Source organism: Oribacterium sp. HCP3S3_B9 (genome assembly GCF_052064255.1).
GTDB lineage: Bacteria > Bacillota > Clostridia > Lachnospirales > Lachnospiraceae > Oribacterium.
In genome coordinates this window covers 1-4,416 of sequence record NZ_JBQHVY010000037.1, presented here as the reverse complement: position 1 = coordinate 4,416, position 4,416 = coordinate 1, and the positions used below count along the sequence as shown (strand labels likewise).

The window sequence follows — 4,416 nt, the reverse complement described above, 5'->3', positions numbered from 1 at the left end:
CCGTTCTGTATTTCTTCGACAGCTATACATTACGAGAGTCCGATGACCTTTTCAATTGTTATTATGGTAGGCAGAGGCTATTTCCTACCCACACATGTGCACGAAGCCTCAAAAAATCTGATCATAAAATTTGAAAAAACGAGGGGCAGTGTCCGGTGTGGACGCTGCCCCCTTTTCGCGCGAATCTTAAGAAAATCGTAATGGGGTCTGACCCCATTAAATTTTTCTCAACAGAATCTAAACTGGAGTTTATAGGGTCAGACCCCATAAACTTCCAGGAAGGATTTCAGGTACGTGACGGCCTTCGCCTCGTCGTCGAAGAGCGTATCCGAATACTGTGCATACCGGAGCTTATCGCGGTACTCGGCACGGAGCGCCGGCGTATAGATCTCACTGCACTCCGGGAGGAAGCAGCCGCTCACGCGCTGGTAGCAGTTCCGCGCACAGGCCTTCTTCCGCGCACTGCGGTCCACGAACTCGGCGAGCGACTGGTGGATCACCTGGTCCTCCGCCGGAAGATAGTAGTAGTGCTCGAAATCCGCGAAGAAGAGCTTTCGCTCCCCCTCGAAAAGCTGCACATAGAGCTCAACCGCGCTGTCCTCGGCGTGCAGCGCCCAGAAATCCCCCCTGAGATCCATCGGCTTCGGCAGTGTAAGCGCTGGCCAATGCTGGCGGCGGTCATCCGTCGCTTCGCGGGTGGCGTTTTCGTCGGCATCTGGCCAATACAGGTGGCGATCATCCGTCGCTTCGCGGGCGTCGCTTCCGCCGGCATCTGTGTCATGCTGGCGGCGATCATCTGTCGCTTCGCGGGTGCCGTTTTCTACCGAAGCGTGCGCTGATGGAGGCATTGGCGAAAGAAACGTGAAGGAGAGGTGGACGAGCGGCGTGCTACCGTCCTGCAGGCGCTCATGCGCGCGGAGGCGGAAATCGCTGTGGGGCAGGCTGCGATAGCGAAGCAGCGGCAGCAGGTTCGGGAGGTTCGCGATGTCCTCGGCGTTGTGGAGAAGGAGCGTGTCGAGCAGCGCCGGTGCCTTCGTTTTCTGCCACTCGAAGTAAACCTCGATGAGCTCGCCGCCGGTGAAGCGATCCTCGCGGTCAATGCCGAGAAAACGCTCACAGCTTTTCAGCTTGAGATCCGGAAGGTCGAGCAGGTGCTTGAGCGGCCGGAATTTCTTGAACAGGTCGAAGCTCTCGACGGTGTCGAAGCTGTACGGCAGCCCATACTGCTCGAGCATGTGGCGGAGAAACGGGATGTCGAAGCCGTCGCCATTATAGGAAATCAGGATCTTTTTCGTGCGGAGTAGCTCGAAAAACGCCTGCAGCACCGCCGGCTCGTCCGCGACATCCTCGCAGAAGTACTGGAGAAGCGTCCAGTGACCGGCGGCTTTCGGCTCGCTACGGTCAGGCGAAGCGGTGATGTGGCTGGTCGGAGTGCTGGCGGCACTGAGTGCCGATGGAACGGAGATCTCAGCTTCGTCGGAAGAGACGGCGATGTTACTATCCTTTGCGATGGACGCATCCGCAGTGTACGTCAATATGCCGATCAGGTAGAGGCCGGCGCTGCGGGCGGAGAGACCGGTGGTCTCAATGTCAAAAAAGAGGACGTCCTCCGGGGCGCCGATCGTGTATATATCAGATGGAACAGGCTGTGTCAGAACTTTCTCGATGCAGATCATGTGGACCTTTCCCTTCATACTTGGTAAACTAAAGAACGATTCAGGTGCCGGAAATGCCGGCAGGCAGAGCCGCGGTACAGCGGTGGAATGTCTGCGGTTAGCGAGAACTAACATACGCCACTACTGTAGCATCTCAGCAGACATGCTACAAGTGTAGCGACTTGAATTTTCAAAATCAATGGTTTTTATTGACGAACACATGTTTTTGATATAACATAGAAGGAGCAAATCCGGGAAAAGGGAAATTCTGCGCAGCGGGAGGCCAAGGGGTCAGACCCACGCGTGAATTCAGTGCCCTCCTTATGCCTTTCAGAAGGGGGTCTGACCCCGGATCAGTAAGGGGTGGCCAGGGGCTGACCCCCGATGTTGAGGAGAATACAACATGATTCACTTTATACATGGAACGCTTAGCGATGTGGCCGAGGGGCTGGTGGTCATCGAGGCGGCCGGTGTCGGCTATGGCATCCACGTGCCGGCGTCAGTGATCGGCGCGCTGCCGCCGATCGGCGAGGACATCAAAATCTATACATACTTTTCGCTGACGCAGAACGGCGTGGATCTCTATGGCTTCCTGAGCCCGGAGGACCGTGCGATGTTCACGATGCTGCTGACGGTCAGCGGCATCGGCCCGAAGGGTGCGCTCGGCATCCTCAGTGCGCTGACACCGGATGATCTCCGAATGGCGATCGTGACCGGCGACAGTAAGGCGATTTCACGTGCACCGGGCGTCGGGAACAAGACCGCACAGCGCGTGGTGCTCGAGCTCAAGGATAAGCTTGATGCGACCGAGGTCTTCAGCTCGGCGCTGGATCACGGTCATGGTGCTGGGGCAGTGGTGGATGCCGGTGCAGCCGCCGGTGTGTATGGTGCGCAGAAGGAAGCCGTGGAAGCCCTCGTGGCCCTCGGCTACTCGAACGTCGAGGCGAGCCGTGCCGTGAAGAAGGTCGAGCTCAGCGAAGGCATGACCGTGGATCAGATCCTGAAGGCGAGCCTGAAGAACCTGAATTTTTTATGAGGTATGAATTTTGGAACGTAGAGTAATCAATACAGATGAGACGGTAGAGGATCGGCAGCTGGAGCCGAAGATTCGTCCGCAGACGCTCGATGACTATATCGGCCAGAGTAAGCTGAAGGAGATGCTGAAGATCTATATTCAGGCGGCGAAGAACCGCGGAGAGTCCCTGGATCACTGCCTGTTTTACGGCCCACCGGGACTCGGCAAGACGACCATCAGTAACATCATCGCGAATGAGCTCGGGGTGAATATCAAGGTGACCTCGGGGCCGGCGATCGAGAAGCCGGGCGAGATCGCCGCGATTCTGAACGGACTTTCTGAGGGCGATGTGCTCTTCGTCGACGAGATCCACCGCCTGAACCGTCAGGTCGAGGAGGTGCTGTACCCGGCGATGGAGGATTTCGCCATCGATATCATGCTCGGAAAGGACTCCACCGCGCGCTCGATCCGCCTGGATCTCCCGCACTTCACGCTGATCGGTGCGACGACTCGTGCAGGCTTGCTGTCCGCACCGCTCCGTGACCGTTTCGGCATCATCACGAAGCTCGAGTTCTATACCACTGAAGAGCTGATGCAGATCGTACGACGTTCCGCGAAGGTGCTGAATGTAGACATTGACGACGCCGGCGCTGAGCGCATCGCACTGCGCTCCCGCGGCACGCCGAGACTCGCGAACCGCCTGCTGAAGCGCGTACGTGACTTCGCAGATGTCCGTTTCGACGGGCGCATCACTCAGGAGGTCGCCGACATGGCGCTTGACATCCTCGACGTCGATAAGCTCGGCCTCGACCAGAACGACCGGAACTACCTCATGACCATCATCGATAAGTTCTCCGGCGGACCGGTCGGTGTCGAAACCCTGGCCGCCGCCCTCGGCGAGGACAGCGGCACCATCGAGGACGTCTACGAGCCGTACCTCCTCATGAATGGACTCATCAATCGCACCCCGCGCGGACGTGTCGCCACCGCAAACGCCTACCGGCACTTCGGACTGCCGTACCAGGCGACGATGGAGCTGTGAGATTTAAGTGCCATGAATGCTTCTTGTGGCATTGATGGCATAAATGATACAAGAAATGACAGAATAAATGACAGAAGAAATGACACAATAAATGGTAACAAATCAGCCGATGCTATGTTGCCTCTGCTGATACACTGGGCGTCGATTTGGTTGCTTCCAGATGACTCGCCTATCCGACATTCCGGTATGTTCTGCACTAGCTGGAAAGGCAGCAACCGCAAGCAATGTTACGATTGAGGACGAAAATGTTGCGATTGAGAACGAAAATGTTGCGATTGAGGTTGTGATGAATCAACTGAACGCAAGCCAAGGTACGAATGCTGCTGCGGCGACGGCGAGCTGAGCAGTGAACGGCAGCTTCAGTAAGTGAAGGATTTAGGGCTTGAAATTATAGGAAGGAGGACGGCATGAACTTAAAGGAGCAACAGTATGTGTGCACGCTGGCGCGGTGCCGAAACCTTTCCAGGGCGGCGGAGGCGCTGTTTATCTCGCCGTCTGCGCTGAGTGTGTATATCAGTAATCTTGAGAAGAACCTCGGCGTACCGCTGTTTAAGCGTGTGGGGAAGGAAAAATCCTTCGTTCTGACGTCGATCGGAGACCAGCTATGAAAAGTCAAGCATAGATTAGCAGAAAATTATCTTTTTTATCAGTGGCTATAAAAGGGTAACTCTAACAGAGCTCCCCAAAGGGTGCTTTTCAAAATC

General features: G+C 56.2%; 4 protein-coding genes. 3 read left to right on the top strand and 1 reads right to left on the bottom strand.

What is annotated here, in order from left to right:
• Nucleotides 1-257: 257 nt before the first annotated feature.
• Nucleotides 258-1,676 (bottom strand): ribonuclease H-like domain-containing protein, encoded by a 1,419-nt coding sequence (locus tag ACTNC3_RS11165; RefSeq protein WP_441227471.1) that lies wholly within the window; start codon nucleotides 1,674-1,676, stop codon nucleotides 258-260.
• Nucleotides 1,677-2,058: 382 nt separating this feature from the next.
• On the opposite strand from ACTNC3_RS11165, the gene ruvA reads away from it, so the two are divergent.
• The 3 genes from ruvA to ACTNC3_RS11150 all read left to right on the top strand — a co-directional run bounded on the left by ruvA (nucleotide 2,059) and on the right by ACTNC3_RS11150 (nucleotide 4,320).
• Complete coding sequence (gene ruvA, locus ACTNC3_RS11160) at nucleotides 2,059-2,691, top strand: Holliday junction branch migration protein RuvA (RefSeq protein ID WP_441227470.1); 633 nt, start codon at nucleotides 2,059-2,061, stop codon at nucleotides 2,689-2,691.
• A gap of 10 nt (nucleotides 2,692-2,701) precedes the next feature.
• Entirely contained in the window at nucleotides 2,702-3,712 is a 1,011-nt protein-coding gene (gene ruvB / locus ACTNC3_RS11155) for a Holliday junction branch migration DNA helicase RuvB (protein ID WP_441227469.1), read from the top strand.
• 407 nt (nucleotides 3,713-4,119) lie between these two features.
• A complete protein-coding gene (locus ACTNC3_RS11150; RefSeq protein ID WP_441227468.1) occupies nucleotides 4,120-4,320 on the top strand; it encodes a LysR family transcriptional regulator in 201 nt (66 codons plus the stop codon).
• Nucleotides 4,321-4,416 lie beyond the last annotated feature (96 nt).